Origin of the sequence: Hungatella sp. SL.1.14 (assembly GCF_024460495.1) — a bacterium.
GTDB lineage: Bacteria > Bacillota > Clostridia > Lachnospirales > Lachnospiraceae > Hungatella > Hungatella hathewayi.
The window spans coordinates 339,543-357,658 of the sequence record NZ_JANFYJ010000001.1 but is presented as its reverse complement, the minus strand read 5'-3'; the positions used below and the strand labels follow the sequence as shown (position 1 = coordinate 357,658).

The 18,116-nt window shown below is 48.6% G+C and carries 13 protein-coding genes and 1 pseudogene; 11 read left to right on the top strand and 3 right to left on the bottom strand.

Translation table 11 applies throughout. From position 1 onward, the window contains the following. Nucleotide 1 precedes the first annotated feature (1 nt). The 3 genes and pseudogenes from NE473_RS01730 to NE473_RS01720 all read left to right on the top strand — a co-directional run. Entirely contained in the window at nt 2–1,834 is a 1,833-nt protein-coding gene (locus NE473_RS01730) for an ABC transporter permease (RefSeq protein WP_006777150.1), read from the top strand. A gap of 1 nt (nt 1,835) precedes the next feature. After that, nucleotides 1,836–3,494: an ABC transporter ATP-binding protein gene (locus tag NE473_RS01725; RefSeq protein WP_055648965.1), complete on the top strand. Its 1,659-nt coding sequence runs from the start codon at nt 1,836–1,838 to the stop codon at nt 3,492–3,494. Nucleotides 3,495–3,669: 175 nt separating this feature from the next. Further along, nucleotides 3,670–3,993: pseudogene (locus NE473_RS01720) on the top strand (diguanylate cyclase domain-containing protein); the annotation flags it as partial. A gap of 75 nt (nt 3,994–4,068) precedes the next feature. Here NE473_RS01720 and NE473_RS01715 read toward each other — a convergent pair. From NE473_RS01715 to NE473_RS01705, 3 genes are all read right to left on the bottom strand, one after another. Next, complete coding sequence (locus NE473_RS01715) at nt 4,069–4,926, bottom strand: Rpn family recombination-promoting nuclease/putative transposase (protein WP_055648964.1); 858 nt, start codon at nt 4,924–4,926, stop codon at nt 4,069–4,071. A 361-nt stretch (nt 4,927–5,287) separates the two neighbouring features. Continuing rightward, nucleotides 5,288–6,907, bottom strand: a complete 1,620-nt coding sequence (locus NE473_RS01710) for a response regulator transcription factor (RefSeq protein WP_055648963.1) — start codon at nt 6,905–6,907, stop codon at nt 5,288–5,290. Further along, complete coding sequence (locus tag NE473_RS01705; RefSeq protein WP_055648962.1) at nt 6,904–8,871, bottom strand: sensor histidine kinase; 1,968 nt, start codon at nt 8,869–8,871, stop codon at nt 6,904–6,906. The genes NE473_RS01710 and NE473_RS01705 overlap by 4 nt, the downstream gene beginning before the upstream one ends. Nucleotides 8,872–9,183: 312 nt before the next feature. Here NE473_RS01705 and NE473_RS01700 point away from each other — a divergent pair, with 312 nt between their 5' ends. The 8 genes from NE473_RS01700 (at nt 9,184) to NE473_RS01665 (ending at nt 18,108) form a co-directional block, all read left to right on the top strand. Then, the gene (locus tag NE473_RS01700; RefSeq protein ID WP_055648961.1) at nt 9,184–10,476 is read left to right on the top strand and encodes an ABC transporter substrate-binding protein; all 1,293 of its coding nucleotides are present in this window, start codon (nt 9,184–9,186) and stop codon (nt 10,474–10,476) included. Between the two features lie 14 nt (nt 10,477–10,490). Beyond that, on the top strand, nt 10,491–11,234 hold the full coding sequence (locus NE473_RS01695; RefSeq protein WP_055648960.1) for a cupin domain-containing protein: 744 nt from the start codon (nt 10,491–10,493) through the stop codon (nt 11,232–11,234). 24 nt (nt 11,235–11,258) lie between these two features. Continuing rightward, complete coding sequence (locus NE473_RS01690; RefSeq protein ID WP_006776567.1) at nt 11,259–12,623, top strand: ABC transporter substrate-binding protein; 1,365 nt, start codon at nt 11,259–11,261, stop codon at nt 12,621–12,623. 121 nt (nt 12,624–12,744) lie between these two features. Further along, nucleotides 12,745–13,866 (top strand): glycoside hydrolase family 88/105 protein, encoded by a 1,122-nt coding sequence (locus NE473_RS01685; RefSeq protein WP_055648959.1) that lies wholly within the window; start codon nt 12,745–12,747, stop codon nt 13,864–13,866. A gap of 13 nt (nt 13,867–13,879) precedes the next feature. Next, complete coding sequence (locus tag NE473_RS01680; RefSeq protein WP_006776571.1) at nt 13,880–14,794, top strand: carbohydrate ABC transporter permease; 915 nt, start codon at nt 13,880–13,882, stop codon at nt 14,792–14,794. Between the two features lie 14 nt (nt 14,795–14,808). Next, entirely contained in the window at nt 14,809–15,657 is an 849-nt protein-coding gene (locus NE473_RS01675) for a carbohydrate ABC transporter permease (protein ID WP_022031214.1), read from the top strand. Nucleotides 15,658–15,661: 4 nt separating this feature from the next. After that, a complete protein-coding gene (locus NE473_RS01670; protein ID WP_055648958.1) occupies nt 15,662–17,275 on the top strand; it encodes a glycoside hydrolase family 28 protein in 1,614 nt (537 codons plus the stop codon). Next, nucleotides 17,272–18,108, top strand: a complete 837-nt coding sequence (locus tag NE473_RS01665) for a sugar phosphate isomerase/epimerase family protein (protein ID WP_055648957.1) — start codon at nt 17,272–17,274, stop codon at nt 18,106–18,108. The genes NE473_RS01670 and NE473_RS01665 overlap by 4 nt, the downstream gene beginning before the upstream one ends. The last annotated feature ends 8 nt before the right edge of the window (nt 18,109–18,116 follow it).

Sequence of the window (18,116 nt, the reverse complement as noted above, 5' to 3'; positions counted from 1 at the left end):
TATGGACCAGACAGTTAATCGTAAGTCAAACAATAAGGTCATCGTGCTTAATAAGATCAAGACATACTTTTCCAAACCGCAGAATATCATCCTTCTGTTGTTCGGCATTGTGCTGACTTTTACAACGGTTGCACCAATCGTGGCAATTGTGAAGGATACGCTCATGATCCATCCGGGAACCATCGATGCCCATTTAACGGGAAAGGCATCGGGCTATACAATTGTCAACTATGTTGACTTATTTACCAGCCGGCTGGCCAGAACGAATCTGTGGAAACCGTTATGGAATACGCTGCTTTTAGCGGTATTGACCTGTCTTATCTCGATCCTGTATGGCGGCGTGTTTGCCTTCCTTGTCACGAGGACCAATTTAAAATTTAAAAAGTATTTGAGTTCCATCTTTATTTTTCCGTATATCATGCCTCAGTGGACTCTGGCGGTTGTATGGCAGAATTTATTTAACAGCAATGCGGTGGTGGGAACGGCCAATGGACTGCTGGCCTCCCTGTTTGGAATACTGGCGCCCAAGTGGGTATGTCAGGGACTCTTTCCCAGTGCGGTTGTCCTGGGGCTTCACTACGCCCCATTTGCCTATATCCTCATCGGCGGCATTTTCCGCAACATGGATGCCAATCTGGAAGAGGCTGCCACCATTCTCGATACGCCGAAATGGAAAACCATGTTCCGGATTACCCTTCCAATGGTAAAACCGGCTATTCTGTCCACCGTACTTCTGGTATTCGGAAGCGCCATGGGAAGCTACCCGGTACCGCATTATCTGGGCTTTACGACGCTATCCACCAAATATATCTCCATGAACTCCAAGTATACCGGTGAGGCCAGTATTCTTGCCATTATCATGATGGTATTCGGAGTGGCAATTCTGACCATGAACCAGGTGAGTTTAAAGAGCAGAAAGAATTATACCACAGTTACAGGTAAATCGGGCCAGCTCTCCAAGATCAATCTGGGGAAAATGGGAAAGTATGTCATCGGTATTGTGATGATTGCAGCCACCTTCTTCACAAGTATATTCCCAATTCTTTCCTTTGCACTGGAAACCTTTCTTCCGAACCCGGGAGATTACAGCTTTTTATATACAAAAAATTTAAGCAACCTGACAACAAAATGGTGGCTGACCAGTGAAAATATCACGGAAAACGGGATGTACGGGCAGAAGGGAATCTTATATAACTCCACGATCTGGCACGCATTCTGGGGCACGCTTCTCGTCTCCGTATGCTGTGCGCTGATTGCCGGTACGATCGGTACCTTAATTGGATATGCGGTATCCAAGAACAGGAGAAGCAAATGGGCCAACTACGTAAATGGCGTGGCATTCCTGCCGTACTTAATGCCTTCCATCGCCGTTGGCGCCGCGTTCTTCATTCTCTTTTCCAACGAAAAGATCAATCTGTTCAACACCTATACGCTGTTAATCATCGCAGGAACCATCAAGTACATACCATTTGCCAGCAGAAGCGCCCTAAACTCCATGCTTCAGATCAGCAATGAGATTGAGGAGGCGGCGATTATTCAGGATCTGCCATGGTTTAAGAGGATGTTCCGAATCATCATACCGATTCAGAAATCGGCTATCATCAGCGGATATATGCTTCCGTTTATGACGTGTTTAAGAGAGTTATCCTTATTCCTGCTTCTCTGTACGCAGGGCTTCATACTTTCCACGACTCTGGATTACTTTGATGAAATGGGATTATATGCATTTTCCAGCGCCATTAACTTAATCCTGATCGTAACGATCCTGATATTTAACACATTAGTAAATAAACTGACCGGAGCAAGTCTGGACGACGGTATCGGAGGTAATTAACATGCCAGAAATTAAATTGACAAATGTGACAAAGAGATGGGGGAAGTTCTACGCGGTAGATAACTTAAACCTTGAAATAGAAGATAATTCTTTCATCACCCTGCTGGGCCCCTCCGGCTGCGGAAAGACAACGACCCTTCGTATGATCGCAGGACTGGAGACACCTACCAGCGGACGGATTTCCATCGGAGACCGGGTGGTATTTGACAGTGAGGCGGGGATCAATGTACCGGCTAACAAACGTAAAGTGGGCTTCTTATTCCAGAACTACGCGCTGTGGCCCAACATGACGGTTTATCAGAACATTTCCTTCGGTTTGAGCAACATCAAGGAGGAAATGCCTCAGATTGATTTCGAAGCAAAGACTGCAAACGATTTGATACAGGCCCTGAAGAACGGAAAACGGATCGCCGAGCTGGTGGAAGAGTGCCGGGACAAAAAGGGCAGACTGGATATGGATAAGGTCTACTTAAAACTGATTGACGCCTACACGCTGTCGATCTACACGGCAAAAACGCTGTTTGACTTTAAGATTCATGAGAGTTCTGACCCGGACGGCGCTGCGAAGGCAAAAGCGGCAGAACTGCAGACAAAGCTGGATTCGATCCGGGCATCCTACAGAGGAAAGGGCCAGGAATTAAACAGTGAATTTGCCGTAGTAAACGGCGGGAAACTATTGACAGAGAACAGAAAGCTTCATAAAGAAGAGGTAGAACAGGCGGTGAGACGTGTTTCCCGTATCGTTAAGATCGGACCGTTCATGAACCGTTACCCGGCGGAACTGTCAGGCGGACAGCAGCAGCGTGTTGCCATTGCCAGGACCCTGGCTCCCGAACCCGCGGTGCTCTTCATGGATGAACCGCTGTCGAACCTGGACGCCAAGCTGCGTCTGGAGATGCGTTATGAGCTTCAGCGTCTGCATGTGGAGACGGGCAGTACCTTCGTCTATGTCACCCATGATCAGATGGAGGCCATGACACTGGCTACAAAGATCTGTCTCATCAACAACGGCGTACTCCAGCAGTACGAGGCCCCCTTAGATGTATACAACCGTCCGCGCAATCTCTTCGTGGCAGATTTCGTCGGGAATCCTTCTATCAACTTCATGGAGGCAAAGGGCAGACAGAGAACTGATGGTTCCCTGGAGCTGACCGTCCTGGACGGTGAAAAAGCCGTATTCCTGCCGGAAAAACCGCTTTCCATGGATCGCTGGTTTATGGAACGGAACCAGGCTGATGAGGAGGCCGAGAAGAAAAAACAGGAAATCTTAAAAGACAAAAAGGCCGTGGAAAAAGGAAATAAAGACGAGACCTTTAAATACCATATTGCGAAGGTTGACGAGAGCGATTACGCGGTGGAAGACGATCCTGTGATCACAGACGAAGACTTTGTCATCGGCGTAAGACCGGAATGCATTAAGCTGAGTCCTGCCGGTCAGGGAAGCTTAAATGCTACGATCTACGGAGCCATGCCTACCGGTATGGAGTCCACCGTGAAACTCCGTGTCGGCGATTACCTGCTGACGGGTGTGATCTTTGGAGGCGTCACCTACCAGATCGGTGAGAAGGCCGGTGTGGATATCGAAGGAAACGATATTCTGCTGTTTGACCGGAAGTCAGGGAAATGCGTGACTGCGGGTAAGATTCAATTTGTAAAATAGAAGAAGGGCCGGAGTTATTATGAGATATGCCAGGTGTGCTTAGTCATCTGTCGTTTATCATGGTAACTCAGGCCCTTCCCACTTTTTTATTTCCATCATATAATATAGTGACAGAGGATAATCAGGGGAATTACCTGTATCTGATTCTGATCCTGCTGATTATACCCACGGCCATAAGGCAGGCGACCTCTATCTGACGGGTGTGGCACGGATGATGGCTGATTTTTTCGGTGATGACAACATATGCCGGCTTGGTGGTGACGAATTTCTGATTTTGATTCCGGATAAGACGGAAGAAGAGGCGGAGAACATGCTGGAAGAAGCCTGTCAGAAGATGAAAGAGACTTTCAAAGAGCAGAATGTGCCGATCCGGCTATCGGTCAGTTATGGGGTGGTGGAGGTGGGAAAACTGCCGTTTGCAGCCGTATCTGATATTTTGGAGCCTACAGACCGAAAGATGTATACAAAGAAAAAAGAAACTCATAAAATGAAACGGTGACAGAATATTAAACGAAAAATCAGCCCACGCAGCAGGGTGGAAAATGCTGTGTGGGCTGATTTTGCTGATTTTTATTCAGACTCCGAATTCTTCCAAAAGCTTATGCTGAAATTCTTTGTCCCCGGCCGCACGGATCATATCCTCTGTGCGGGAGGCGGCAATCAGCTTAAGATTTAACTGATTGATCCGATTTTGACCTTCCGTCAAGCCTTCAGCCAGTCCTTCTTCAAGTCCTTCCCTGCGAATGAACTGTTCCCGTTCCCAAGATTTCATATAATTAATTCCAACCTCCTTATCACGCTTCACCTTACTGACAAGATCGTGGATTTTGGCAATGTTATCGTCTGTCACATTGTCTTCCGTGCTCTTCTCCATATATTTTAACATATCGTACAGAGATTTTCCAGGATTTCCGACAGTGCCTTTCGTGTACAGATACAGCTTTACCAGGCCATCGTCGTAAGGAACAGACGGTTCTTCCAGACAATGGTTTTTCACCGTATATACCATACGATCCATGCCAAACGGATCGTATGGAAGAATCATAATAATTATGACATTTCTCAATTTGCTGTAATCTGCCCCTGTCTCCAGGAGCTGCGAGTCGATGAGGGCATCATAATAGCGGGTCCGCTTAGGCAGTGTTTCTTTTTCATACGTGTTATTGGGCTCAATATCATAGATATCTGCGGCAACCTCGATACCGTCTCCGGACCTGTCCTCAATATACGCATCCATCCGGATGCCGTGGCAGCCGGTATCGATCCCGAGTAAAACTTTTTGAGGGATAACTTTAATTTTCTGTATAGGCCGTCCCAGAATCGTACTGAGAAGAATCCGGCAGAATTCCTCCCCGATTCCTTCTTTGGAAACCATTTCCTGAAACAGGAAATCATCCATCAGGTTTAAATCTTCCAGTTTGCATTTTTTCATAAGCACGATTCTCCTTGGTCAGTATTAGATTTAATAATGTGGAATTTCTTCGGCAGAATGCCTGGATTCTTCTGTACTCAGAAGCTGTGGCAGAAGATGCAGCGCAGCGGAATACTGCGGCGATCAAAACTATGATAGTAATACTATAAACAATTGTCGGGTACTTTGCAAGTAAAAACGGCAATGAAGCAGGATAAACTTGTAAACTTACAGAATTATGAAAAGCCGCTTTCGTCAATTACTTTAGCCGAGATTTCGGGATTTTCGTTCCGGACCCGGCTCCCTGGCGGAACGAAAATTCCGAAATCTCTCTCAGCCTTATGAGGAACCACACTTCTCGGCAGCCTCCGTTCCCTCTGTCTTACTCCCCAATATTTTCCATATAAAGCGCTCTGTAATCATTCGGCGTCATACCCGCGGATTTTTTAAACTGGCGCGAAAAGTATTTTTCGTCCTCAAATCCCACTTCATGAGCGATCTGACGTATCTTTACCAGGGGATCCTTCAGCATATCCTTTGCGTGGCTGATTCTTATATTGTTCAAATAAGTAATCATGGTCACATGAAACGTCTGTTTGAACTTACGGCAAAGATATTCCTGATTGACGAAAAACATCTGCGCACAGGCGGCCTGGCTGAAGGGCTGGTTATAATTCAGTTCAATGTAGTGGGCAACCTGGTAAATCATGTCTGCCTCCGGAGCGTGTACAGACTTAAGTTCCTGATAGAGAAACGAGATATCCGCCTGCATCCGCTTCAAAAAGCGGGGAAAAGACAAATGCATGGATTCATCCATGGTATCGCAGAAGCGCATAACCTGATAGCCGGAAGCGTGAACAAAGCCTTTATGGCGTTGTTTCAGCAGATCCGCCCATGAGTCAATCAGCTGGTTTTCATCCTGTACGGCGTTCCATATAACAGCCAGATACGGGTTATAATTTGCCGTGCGGTTTTTGATCCAGAGAGCAAGGCTGTCAGCGATCAGCTCTTCATTGCCGGTTAGAAAGGCGGAGAGCAGCATGCGGTTATCCAGCTCCTTTTGACTGTCTGTCATTCGAAGTTGCATGACCTGCGTCAGGGAATCCGTTTTGAAAGATACAGGAGAAAAGACAGCCATATCAAAGGCGCCGAATGCCTTTTTGGCTTCCTGATATACTTCTATAATTCCAGCAGGAAAACGGCCGGAAGCAATTCCCATGCATGCAGGAAATGGCAGAGTGCTCTGCCTGTCTGTCAGGAATTCCTTCAGCTTTTCCATTAATGACGGATCCCATACAGTCAAAAACGCCGTGATCTCATGGACGCGGTCTGCCGGAAGCAGAAAACCGGCATTCCATCTGGTTAAGAAAGCAGAAATGGAATCGCGATAGCGGTGAAACGGTTCTTTCCAGGAATCATCCCCGGGAAGGACGAATGGCTCGGCATTAAAATAGGCAATCCCGCAGTCGGTGAGGCCGGACAGCTCGGGAGACAGTTCTGTCAGCTTATTGTATGCATGCTCCGGATGATCGCCATGAATCAGTCTTGACACCAGGTTTTCCCGGCATAAGGCCGTCATGGAACTGATCTGATCCTTATGTACCAGAGCCGTATGATACAAATTGTGTTCCTGGTTCCAGGCGAGGACCGCTTTTTTTACAGCCGCGATCAGCTGGTCCTGATCCAGCGGCTTTAAGAGATAATCCACACCTCCATGCTGCAGGGAACTTCTCACATAGTCGAAGTTATTATAGCCGGAAATGACGATAACCTTGATGTGCTGCATGGTTCCCGTAATATATTTCATCAAATCAATGCCGGATAAATCCTGCATGACGATATCGGTAATCAGGATCTCAGGCTGTTCTGCCTCCATGATACGGATCGCCTCCTGGGGCGTAAGGGCCTCATGGATTTCTGTGATCCCAAGCTCCTGCCACGGAACAAGAAGTTTTACGGCCCGGATCACGTGGGCTTCATCATCTACGATCAGTACTTTCATGACCTGCTCCTTTCTTCTGTGTATTCCAGCATCCGGTAGTCCGCCTGGATATGTATGGTGGTGCCAGTCTTTCCATCGGAAAGAATCTCCATGGAACACTGGTTTTTATAATTCAGCAGGAGACGCTGATAGACGTTCTGCATCCCGATGTTGTTTGATACGTACCGGTTTTCCTTATCTGCCTCCAGCTGCTGTTCGCTCTTTAAAACAGCAGAACTGCGGGATGGCTGCTCTTTTGAAAAGCGGTTTAGGGAGTCGACAAAGGTTACCGCGTCAGAGGAAGCCGCCGCTGCCTTTACCTGATGAAGAGAACGGGTCAGTTCTTCCAGCTTTTCTGCCGCAATTCCGGTTCCGGTATCGATCACGAAGAGGTGAAGATAGTTGCCTTCTGCATACGCACGGATGCTTAAGCGGCTGCATTCCAGCTTCAGCAGATTCCCATGGCGTATGGAATTTTCAACCAGAGGCTGCAGCGTCATCTTCGGGATCAGCATGGTTCCCGCCTCATCGGATATATCAAATTCTGTCTCCAGTGAATTTGGAAAACGAAGCTTCTGAAGCTTCAAATACAGCTCGATGTAATGAAGCGCGTTGTTTAGAGGAACGAGATTGTGAGCGGTATCCATGGAGTAGTGCATCATCTGGCCCAGAGCCGTGATGGACTGGTACAGAGGCAGATTGCCGCCCTCTAAGGCATTGGTTGCCAGACACTGGAGCGTGTTGTGGATAAAGTGAGGGTTGATCTGAGCCTGAAGGGCCTTTAATTCACTTGTCCGGTTTGCCAGCTCCAGCTGATACTGGTGTATGATGAAGTTTTTGATGGAGTACATCATCTTTCGGATAGTAATGAGCAGCGATCCAATCTCATCATTTTTCGTGTAGGTGATATAGGAAGACATATTGGCATCCAGATCGCCGGCACTGACGGCTTCCGCATAGGCCGTAACCTTGCGGATCGGCGCGGTAAAGCGAATGACGGTTATGACGATCAGAAGGATCTCCGCCAGCGTTACAAGGATAAAGGAGTACAGCATCATGTGGAAGAAGCGGCTTGCCTTTTCATATACAAAGGCTTTCGGTGATATTTTGATTAAATACCAGTCCACCGGAGCCTCCGAGATGCGGCTGCAGATGACAATATCCTCGGAATCCGCGTCGAGGACCACGGGGTCTCCCGGTTCCAGGGAGGCGGAAAGAATGTCCTGAATAACCGGATTGCGGGTCTGTGTGGCTATTTCTTCCGGTTTGCTGCTGTAGACGTAACTTCCATTCCCATCTACCAGACAGAGGTATTCCTTTTCCTTAAACAGGGGGGAACAGATGGAATCTAAGACAGATACGGGAATGTCGATGGTTATTTCTCCCAGGGAATCAGTGACGGAAGGAATCTGGTAAATCGGCATGTGCAGAGAAAAAACCAGGGAAAATTCTCTTCCGGACAATTCCTGGAAATTATAGTTGGACTGCATATGAGCCGATGTCACATAGGAGTGGTACGGTTCGCAGGGGAAACGCCGCTCCTGGCTTAAGTAAATATGGTCCTTTTCATACCGCTGCATATCGGACTGGAGCAGCAGGGATTTTTTTAAGTTAAATGCGGAAAGCTGAATCTGCGAGGCGTCCGGCACACTGGAATAGAGCGTCTGCAGAAAATCAAAGATCCGCGATTCCGTCTGAAGCAGGCGGTAGCTGGATACAGACTGTTCCCTTCCCGACAGAATATCCATGACCTCGGAGTTAAAGTAGAGACCGCGCGCCGTATAATCCACCAGCTTCACATAGTCGGAAATGCTGTTTCCGGTGGCGTGCATCGTATCGGTCGTCTGAGAGACAAATTCCTCGTCCAGAGACGTTTTGATATACTCGTAGGAAAAGAACCAATATACCAGAAACGGTACGAGAATACAGATAAAGAGCAGTGATAATAATTTGATTCGGATGCTGACAAAACGCTGACTGTTCATACACTTATTTCCCCCAACCCCACAGTGATCTGACACCATTCTACCATAAACACTAAATTCGTGAAAGACCTCATTAAGTGTTTGGGTGTGCATTCCTTTCTTCCAAACGGTGAAGTCAAAATTGTCCTCCTATCATATCAAAAACGTGAGTGTAAAAAAGAGCCGCATTCTATTACAATGAAGTCACAACAAAGAAAGAGAGAGAGAATCCAGAAAACAGAGTGATGGCTATTTTTAGTTTCCTCCCTGAAAGTGTCATGGTATACTAAAAGAAATATTGTGATATCAATCCATCAGGGGGAGTGTTTTACGATGAAGAGAAGGATTAAAACTGGTTTGATAACAGCGGGGATTATACTGGGATTAACAGGGTGCGGAAGCCAAAATGCGGAACGTGATGCGGCGGATTTACCCGCAGAACCGGGAATTGTGCTGACAGTGAGCATGCCGTCTTCCGAATGGGGCGGCTATGGGAAAGAACTGGAAAAACTGTATCAAAAGGATCACCCGGAGATTGAACGCATTGAGTGGAATCTGGTGGACCGCAGTATGTATTCCGATTTGCTGCGGGTCAGTCTGGCATCACAGAAGCTTCCGGATATCATCTGCGTAGGCTTTGAGGGCTCCATGGAAGAATGGAAAGACCATTTGCTTCCATTGGAAGATTTCACTTCACTGGAGAAGCTTCCGATGCCGTACCGCACCATGGGAAGTCTGGAGGGAACGGTCTACTCAGTCCCCATTCAGATTCAGGGGATCGGGATCGCCTATAACAGAAAGCTTTTAAAAGCAGCCGGCTGGGATCGTTTTCCCGTCACAAAATCCGAATTTGAACAGTTATGCACGGATCTGGAAGACCAGGAAATAAAGCCCATGATGAACCATTATAAAGAGACGCTGCTCACCATGGCCAATAACTTATTCATGCTTCCTGCGATGGCGGCGGACAATCCTGCCGCATATATGGAATCTCTGTTAGAAGAGGAGCGGCAGCAGGAGTATGAAGAGAACTGGCAGGCGCTGGCGGACTATTTTGATCTGACGCTTCGCTTCGGAAACCGGGATTCCTTAACGACGGGAGCACCGACCGCGAGAGATTACTTCTTCATCGAAAAATACGCAATGCTAAATGACGAGGGCAGCTGGCTTGCGCCGGTTCTGGCAAAGTCCAAACCGGTACTGGAAAAGGATATTTCCATCGGAGCGATCCCCCTCTACGAGGAAGCGGAGAGAAATAAGCTGATCGTGGAAGTGCAGGCGCTGTCTGTGGTAAAAAGCAGCCGCCATCCGGAGGAAGCCGGGGAGTTCCTTTACTGGCTTGCCACATCGGAGGAAGCGTCCCGGTATCTAAAAGAGACGATGGGCTGTCTTCCGGTCATGGACATGAACGACGAAAGCTTAGAGGGGCTGTCTCCTCTGGCGGCCGAAGTAAAGAAAAGCATAAACGAAGGCGAGACCGCGCTCGACGTAGTCAACTGCCTTCCGGGGGAACTGAAAAATAAGAGTGCCGAACTCTGGGGCTTTTACTTAACCGGTGATTTGAGCCGGGAGGAGGTTTTACAGGATTATCAATCTCTCTGGAAAGATTATATGAAACATAATTAGGGAGGTTATTCAAAATGTCAGTGATTCATTATCAGAAAAAAGAAGACATGAAGTTTGAGGCAGCAGGCAATGGAATTTTAAGGGCAGAGATGCTTCCGGGCATGGTGGAAGGCGTACATACCTACAAATGCAGGGTGGCAGCAGGAACCGTGGTGACGCTGGAAACCTTTGGCGATCAGACACAGATTTATTACTTTACCAAAGGCGAAGGCTATGTGGCCACACCGAAGAAGGCGTTTAACATCGAGGAACCGTCTCTGTTTATTCCAAACATGGACAAAGAAGAGAATCTTTTACACGCCGTAACAGACATGGAATTTTTGCAGCTGACTTGTGTCATGCTTCCGGAAGATTACGAGCAGTTCGATCACTGGCACATTGCACTGCCGAGATTTTGTCCGCTGAGCGGCTGCATCGAATATATTGAAGGCTTCCGTCCGGAAGGCATCAAAGCGCTTTCTATTCTGGATACCCATTTTCTTACCCGTATGACGATGGGCGCCATCATCGGAAAAGGACCGAACAAGGCGGATCCTCACAGCCACGACAACCTTTATCAGTGGTATTATGGAATGCCGGGTACGAAATTCATCTACCGTGCGGCGGATGAGGAGATCGAGCTTCACGAAGGCGACTGGGCCTTCATTCCAACCGACATTGAACATGCGATTGAAATTGAACCGGATGAGACGGTGAACTACGTCTGGTTTGAGATTGAACTGACAAAGGCAGAGCTGGCGGCAAAAAAAGCTCAGTAATTCATACAAGGAGAGGGACTTAATATGATGAAAAGAATAACGGCTGCGGTCTTAGCTGCGGCAATGGCAGCATCACTTACGGCATGCGGGGGCAATGGCGCAAAAGAAACGACACAGGCGGCGGCACAGACGTCTCAGGAGGCAGCCACAGTTGCAGGCGGCGCATCCACGACGGATGGAAAAGAGCCGGTCACCCTGAGATTCTCCTGGTGGGGCGGTGAGACAAGACATAAGGCGACCATGGCGGCCGTCGAGGCATTTGAACAGGAATATCCATGGGTAACCGTAGAATGTGAATACTCCTCCTGGGATGGCTGGACCGATAAAGTGGCCACCCAGCTGGCAGGAGGAACCGCTCCTGATCTGATGCAGATTAACTGGAACTGGCTTTACCAGTTTTCATCCGACGGTTCCAAGTTCGCAGATTTAAATCAGTTTAAAGACATCATCTCCCTTGACAACTGGTCAGAGACCAACTTGGCAGCCATGACCGTCGGCGGAAAGCTTCAGGGAGTTCCGATTTCCATCACAGGAAAGCTTCCGATGTACAACAAGACTACCTTCGACAAGGCCGGTGTTGCCATTCCCACATCTTTTGAAGAGCTTCGCGCGGCGGGAAAGGCATTTCAGGAAAAACTGGGCGACGATTACTATCCGTTGGCCGAGGAAGGCTACGAGAGAATGATCTGGATGGTCATGTACCTGCAGGAGAAGTACGGAAAAGAATGGATTAAGGATTTATCCGTCAATTACTCGGTGGAAGAAGTGACAGAGGGCATGGAATGGATCAACTCTCTGGAGGAAGACCATGTATTCCCGAAGATCGCCACCATTGCCGGGGACGGTGCGGAAAATTTCTTATCCAACAAGAAGTGGATGGACGGACACTACGCAGGACTGACCGAGTATGATTCCAACGTTCAGGAAATCGCTGACTCTTTAGATGAAGGCCAGGAGTTGGTACTGGGCGACTACCCGACCGATTTGGGACCGAATCCGGCTGGTATGAGCAAGGTTTCCCAGGGCTTCGCCATCACAGAGACCTCTGAACACAAGGAAGAGGCCGCCTTACTTCTGGAGTACATCACCTCCAACGAAAATGGCGTGAAATTAATGGGAACCGAGCGCGGAACCGTGTGCAACACAGCTGCGAAGAAGATTCTGGAGGATGCGGACATTTTAGGCGGTCAGACGCTGGAAGGCAACCAGAAGGTGCTTGCGTTCTGTCATTATACCTTTGATCCTAATTTTGAGAACTCTGCATTAAAGGAGCGTACCGGCGCTTACTATGAAGTATTTGACAACTTAAGCGCAGGAGCAGATCCGGCGGAGATGGCACAGTACCTAATCGATTCCATCAATGACGTGAATGCGGCTAACCCATACTAATTAAGAGTGACAGGATATAACAAAAAAGGGACGCTGCCGGGGCGGCGTTCCCTTTTTGTACCCTTTTTCAGCCAATTGTCTGGAAAATTCAACTAAAAATAAAAAGGAGGAGCTGTATTTAATGAATCTGACACCATTCTTCAAAGAATACATGAAAAATTACGAAGGGCTCGACGATTATCTGGTGGAAATTGATGGTCAGTCCATGTATGAATGGAATTATGAGGACGGCTGCTTATTTGTCGGCGCCTCCCGTCTTTATAAGCTGACGGGAGACCGGGAGTATCTGGATTTTATCGTAAAGATGGTGAGTCCCTATATTGAAGAGGACGGAACGATAAAGAGTTACCACCGGGAAGAGTACAATCTCGATTTTATCAATGCGGGAAAAATCTTCTACTTTCTCTATGATGAGACAGGAGAGGAGCGGTACAGGAGGGCGTGCGATACTCTGATGACCCAGCTGACCTATCAGCCCCGCCTGACTACCGGCAATTTCTGGCATAAGCTGATCTATCCGTTCCAGGTCTGGCTGGATGGCCTTTACATGGGACAGCCGTTTTATATGGAGTATGAAAACCGTTTTAACGAACGGAAGAATTACAGCGATATTATGAACCAGTTCAACCAGGCAAGAACGCTTCTCTATGATGAGAAGACCGGCCTGTATTACCACGCTTACGACGAATACAAAGACAGAAAATGGGCCGATCCCGAGACGGGGCTGTCACCCAACTTCTGGCTTCGCTCCATCGGCTGGTATTTAATGGCGCTGGTGGATTGCTATGAGCTGGCTTCCGAGGAAATCTATGAGGTGAAAGCCAGATTCGGTGAGCTTTTAAGAGAGGCGGTTCACGGAATTTTAAAGTATCAGGATGAGAAGAGCAAACTGTTCTTCCAGCTTCCTGCACTGCCGGATCAGGAGGGGAATTACCTGGAAACATCAGGGTCGCTCATGGTGGCCTACGCAGTTTTAAAGGGCTGCCGCCTGGGCGCTCTTCTGGAAGAAAAATATGCCGAAAGAGGAAAAGAAATCTACGATGCCGTGCTGGAACAGAACATATACCAGGCAGAAGACGGAGCTTACCATTTATCCGGAACGTGCGCAGTGGCAGGTCTGGGACCCCGTACAGAACGGGATGGAAGCATCGCCTACTACTTATCGGAGCCGGTAGTTGATGATGATGTAAAGGCCGTGGGGGTACTTATGATGGTAACGGCCGAACTGATGAAAATGGATTGATAGGAGTGAGAGTATGGAAGCACAGCCTGCAAAGACACGAAACTGGAAGAATTTTTACCGTAAATACAGGGGATTTTTCTACATCCTTCCATGGATAATAGGATTCATGATCTTTAAATTTTATCCATTTATCATGTCCCTGTTTTACAGCTTTACTAACTACAGCTTATTTAAGCCGGGAACGGAATTCATCGGTCTCGATAACTATTTAAGCATATTTCATACAAAGAAATACATAAAAGCGTTTAAGGTAACATTTCAATATGCATTTCTCACGGTGCCGTTAAAACTGGCGTTTTCCCTGTTCATCGCATATATCTTAAACTTTAAACTGAAATTCGTGAAAATGTTCCGGACCATCTACTACATTCCTTCCATCCTGGGAGGTTCCGTGGCAATCGCGGTTGTGTGGAAATTCATTTTCCAGGGGGACGGTTTAATCAATCAGTTTATCCAGATGTTCGGCGGTGAAAAGATTAATTTCCTTGGCAGCACCCACTATGCACTCTTCGTAATCTGCCTGCTTCGCGTGTGGCAGTTTGGTTCCGCTATGGTGATTTTTCTGGCTGCGCTAAAGGGCGTTCCGCAGGAACTTTACGAGGCCGCTTCGATCGATGGCGCCGGAAAATGGAGGCAGTTCTTCTCTGTTACGGTACCGCTGATTACACCGGTTATTTTCTATAATCTGATCACACAGCTCTGCGAGGCATTCCAGGAGTTCAACAGCGCATTTATCATCACAAAGGGAGGTCCTTTGGGCTCGACGACGCTGATCTCTCTGCTGATTTACCAGAATGCGTTCCGCACATATGAGATGGGACTTGCCAGCGCGATGGCGTGGCTGTTGTTTATTATCATCTGTACTCTGACCGTGGCTTCCTTTGCCAGCCAGAAGTACTGGGTTTATTACTCGGATGATGAGAGATAGGGGGGACGATAAGGATGAGTAAGAAAACAAGAGAACAGGTCAGCACGGTCCTTCGCTATACCGTTCTGATTCTGGTTGGCTTCGTCATGTTTTACCCGATGCTCTGGATGGTGGGCGCGTCTTTTAAGGCCAGCAACAATGAAATTTACTCGACCATCAGCTTTCTTCCGAAGAGTCCGTCGTTTCAGGCTTACATCGACGGCTGGACCGCGACGGGCAATCCGTACAGTCTTTATCTGATCAATACCTTCAAGATCGTCATACCGAAGGTGATCGGAGCGGTGGTGGCCAGTGTCGTAACGGCATACGGTTTTTCCCGGTTCGAGTTTCCGGGAAAGAATTTCTGGTTTTCTATCCTGCTGGCGACGCTGTTTCTGCCGCAGGTTGTCTTAAATATTCCCCAGTTCCTGTTATTCCGGACGTGGGGATGGACGAATTCCTATCTGCCGCTGGTCGTTCCGGCCTTTTTCGGAGCCGAACCGTACTTCATCTTTATGCTGGTTCAGTTCATGCGGTCCGTATCCAGGGAACTGGAGGAAGCGGCGGAGATCGACGGCTGTAATTCCTTCCAAAGACTGGTATACATCGTGGTACCCATGGTAAAGCCAACGATCGTCTCCGTGGCGCTGTTCCAGTTCATGTGGGCGTTTAACGATTTCCAGGGACCGTTAATCTATATCGACAGTGTGAAAAAGTATCCGACTTCCCTCGGCCTGCGTCTCTTGACAGATGCGGAAACCGGCTTTGAGTGGAACAAGGTGCTGGCACTGTCAGTTATCACCCTGCTTCCGTCTCTGATCGTATTCTTCCTGGCGCAGGATCAGTTCGTAGACGGCATTGCGGCAGGAGGTGTAAAGGGGTAAGTATATGAAAGCAAACGTGATTTTTAAGACTTCCCGGAAGTTTCTGCTGGAGTGGGAGGACTTCGGAGTCTTTTATACAGAGAAAGAGTATGAAGTGTGGCTGAATGGCCGGTATGTTCTGACAAGCAGCCGCGTGATCCAGACCGTGTCGGGCCTTGCACCCGACACGGAGTACCGCGTAACCCTGCGGTGCGGCGGAGACATCTGTTCCGAGTTTTCCGTCCGCACTGACTATGAATTTGTCACGCTGAACGTGCGGAGATTTGGCGCGAAGGGTGACGGGATCCATGATGATACGCTGGCCATCCAGACGGCGATCGCCTCCTGTCCGAAAGACGGGAGAGTGTATATACCGGAGGGGAAGTATCTTGTGACCAGCCTGTTTTTAAAAAGTGACTTCACACTGGACATCGGTAAAAATGCCGTGCTTTTGGGCCATGCAGAACGGGAGAAGTTCGGTGTGCTTCCCGGTATGATTCAGAGCTATGATGAGACAGGGGAATATAATCTCGGATCGTGGGAGGGAAATCCTCTCGATATCTTTACCAGCATGATTACGGGAATTCACGTGTCAAATGTAGTGATTACCGGGGAAGGTACCCTGGATGGATGCGCCACCTTTGACGACTGGTGGGAGGACGACAGGGCCAAAATCATAGCATTCCGGCCCCGTATGGTATTTTTAAATCACTGTGACCACGTGGTTCTTCACGGAGTCACCATACAGAACAGTCCTTCCTGGAATCTTCATCCCTATTTTTCGGATGATCTCCGTTTCCTCGATTTGACGATCTTAAATCCATGGGATTCCCCGAATACGGATGGCATGGATCCCGAATCGGTGAATGGTCTGGAAATTGCCGGCATCTATTTTTCCCTGGGAGACGACTGCATCGCACTCAAGTCCGGGAAATACTATATGGGCCATAAATACAAGGTGCCGTCGCAGAACATCGAGGTGCGCCAGTGCTGTATGAACAACGGACACGGCGCGGTGACCATCGGAAGTGAGATGGCGGCGGGAGTGAAACACGTTCACGTAAAAGACTGTTTATTCCTGCACACCGACCGCGGACTGCGGATCAAGACGAGGCGCGGACGAGGAAAAGACGCCGTTGTGGAAGATATCTGTTTTGAGAATATCCGCATGGACCATGTGCTGACTCCCTTTGTCTTAAATTCCTTTTACAACTGCTGTGATCCCGACTGCCATTCCGATTATGTGAAATGCAAGTCGCCTCTTCCGGTGGATGAGCGGACGCCCTCCGTGAAGCAGATGGTGTTCCGCAATATCGAGGCTCGCAACTGCCATGTAGCCGGAGCATTTCTGTATGGACTTCCTGAGAAAAAGGTAGATTACGTGGAATTCGACCATGTGACCATCGATTACGATGAAAATCCGGAACCGGATGAGCCCGCCATGATGGATGACATCGGGCTGACTGCAAAAATGGGACTCTACATCAACAATGTCCAGAAACTGGTGTTGAACGACGTCTCCATAAGCGGCTGTGAAGGCGAGCCCATGATTTTTGAACATATCGGCCAAATAACCGGAAATCAAACCATGACAGGCAGTACTGTTATCAATTCCGGCACGGAAGGAGAAAGAACATGAGTATGACGATTGCCGCTACGGCAAGTACGGCTGCGGGCGGAGATGATCCCATTCTGTTTCGGGGACCGTTTGAGGAGACGATTCCCCAGATGGCCGCGCTGGGATACCGCGCTGTGGAACTTCACATTTACGACTCGGACCAGATCGACCGGGAACGGTTATACCGCCTGTTGGCGGAGAATCACGTAGTTCTCACTTCCATCGGAACCGGTTCCGCCTATGAGCGGGACGGCATCTGTCTCGGAAGCTCGGATCCGGAGAAGCGGGCGGCGGCCATACGCCGTCTGACCGGACACATGGTGACAGCCGCCCCGTTCCATGGCATCGTTATCATCGGTCTCATCGCGGGAAGATTTTCCGACTGCGGCCAGGATGGAGAAGCATTTAAACGGAATCTGACGGAGAGCTTAAAGCTCTGCGCAAAGGAAGCAAAAGCACACGACGTAACCCTGGGCTTTGAGGTGATGAACCGGTTTGAGAGCGATTATGGAACCACGATCAGGGAGGCCTCCGGGCTCCTGCGTGCGGTGGGCTCTGACCGGCTGAAGCTTCATCTGGATACGGTTCACTTAAATATCGAGGAAGACGATATCGGCAAAGCGATCGAAAGCGCCGGCAGTGCCGTCTGCCACGTCCATGTGGCGGATAATAACCGCTGGTATCCGGGGCATGCCCACTATAATTTCACGGAAACACTGACAGCCCTGCACCGTGTAGGTTACCGCGGAGCGCTGGCCCTGGAAATCACGAATGCGCCAGATACAGAGACTGCCGCTAAAAAAAGCCTCTCCTATTTAAACTCAATTCTTGAGACACTGCCGCATCTTTCATGACGGCAGGA

Coding starts and splice junctions, on each gene's coding strand:
- NE473_RS01700 (WP_055648961.1), top strand. CDS start 9,184: ATGAAGAGAAGGATTAAAACTGGTTTGATAACAGCGGGGATTATACTG.
- NE473_RS01675 (WP_022031214.1), top strand. CDS start 14,809: ATGAGTAAGAAAACAAGAGAACAGGTCAGCACGGTCCTTCGCTATACC.
- NE473_RS01725 (WP_055648965.1), top strand. CDS start 1,836: ATGCCAGAAATTAAATTGACAAATGTGACAAAGAGATGGGGGAAGTTC.
- NE473_RS01685 (WP_055648959.1), top strand. CDS start 12,745: ATGAATCTGACACCATTCTTCAAAGAATACATGAAAAATTACGAAGGG.
- NE473_RS01705 (WP_055648962.1), bottom strand. CDS start 8,871: ATGAACAGTCAGCGTTTTGTCAGCATCCGAATCAAATTATTATCACTG.
- NE473_RS01695 (WP_055648960.1), top strand. CDS start 10,491: ATGTCAGTGATTCATTATCAGAAAAAAGAAGACATGAAGTTTGAGGCA.
- NE473_RS01710 (WP_055648963.1), bottom strand. CDS start 6,907: ATGAAAGTACTGATCGTAGATGATGAAGCCCACGTGATCCGGGCCGTA.
- NE473_RS01665 (WP_055648957.1), top strand. CDS start 17,272: ATGAGTATGACGATTGCCGCTACGGCAAGTACGGCTGCGGGCGGAGAT.
- NE473_RS01680 (WP_006776571.1), top strand. CDS start 13,880: ATGGAAGCACAGCCTGCAAAGACACGAAACTGGAAGAATTTTTACCGT.
- NE473_RS01670 (WP_055648958.1), top strand. CDS start 15,662: ATGAAAGCAAACGTGATTTTTAAGACTTCCCGGAAGTTTCTGCTGGAG.
- NE473_RS01715 (WP_055648964.1), bottom strand. CDS start 4,926: ATGAAAAAATGCAAACTGGAAGATTTAAACCTGATGGATGATTTCCTG.
- NE473_RS01730 (WP_006777150.1), top strand. CDS start 2: ATGGACCAGACAGTTAATCGTAAGTCAAACAATAAGGTCATCGTGCTT.
- NE473_RS01690 (WP_006776567.1), top strand. CDS start 11,259: ATGATGAAAAGAATAACGGCTGCGGTCTTAGCTGCGGCAATGGCAGCA.